Annotated in this window: 1 protein-coding gene; it reads right to left on the bottom strand. The window is 44.5% G+C overall.

The window, feature by feature from the left end:
* Positions 1–171: 171 nt before the first annotated feature.
* Positions 172–672, bottom strand: coding sequence for a non-heme ferritin-like protein (locus M989_RS23960; protein WP_001752509.1), 501 nt, complete (start codon positions 670–672; stop codon positions 172–174).
* Positions 673–957: the final 285 nt, after the last annotated feature.

The raw sequence follows: 957 nt of genomic DNA, 5'->3' as shown, positions 1-957 counted from the left end.
CCTTAATATAAAGACACAAGCAGAGACATTTTTGGCACGATATAAAAACGCTAAGTTAAAAAATCACTATGACGTGTTGGGTATCAAATGTTCACTGGCATAAACCTCTGTTTCTGATGTAAAACAGATTTTCTGAGGAGGCGTAAAACCTCCTCGTACTGCGAAATTGATTTAGTGATAGCGATCGATCACGCCAACCAGATAGTGGTCGGTTTGCTGCATGTTGATGCCCGCTTTTTTAGCGCTGCGGACTTCATCCAGAATGATTTGCAACAGCGTCCCGTCCACGATTTCCTCTTTTCTGTATCGCTTCAGGAAGTTAATCGCTGACTTATCGTTTGCTGCCTGGGCGTCTTCCGTCAAAGAGGTCAGCGCATTAATGCGCTTCTGGTAATCGCTTACCGTCTGCTCAAACAGATCTTCCAGCGTGGAAAATTCACCGCACCGGGCGTGTTGCTCCTGTAACACCGGCGTGGCGCCGCTCTGTTTGATGTATTCGTACATGCGCATCATTTGCGTCACCGTATTTTGCGCCTGATGACGCAAAAATAGTGCGGTGCCATTAAGGCTATTCTCGCTGCACCTCTGGCTGAGCTGAAGATACAAATTTGAGGTATAAAACTCCTGATTCATTTGCGCATTCAGTTTTTGAACTATTCCGCTAGCGATCATAGGACTTCCTTATTTCTTGTCATCTCAGAAAACGGTCACTCTTCGAAAAAACAACCAGAATAAAAGCGATTCTTTCGCTTTTTTTATTGCGCCTGGTTACGCAGTCATATTCATTTTAAGTCGGGATGCTCCTTATTTAAATATCCACCCCTACTATCGCATTTCTATCTGGCATTATTCTGTGATGGTGTTTCGATATTCACACTCCCTGTGCCAATCCTTTCTTATCGACAGTAGGAAACTTCCTCCGGCTATTCTGCTGAACACGATTAGGGGCACTGTTGC

The organism is Kluyvera georgiana ATCC 51603, assembly GCF_001654985.1.
Classification (GTDB): domain Bacteria; phylum Pseudomonadota; class Gammaproteobacteria; order Enterobacterales; family Enterobacteriaceae; genus Kluyvera; species Kluyvera georgiana.
The sequence above is the reverse complement of the archived record's forward strand: the minus strand, read 5'-3'. Positions and strand labels throughout refer to the sequence as shown.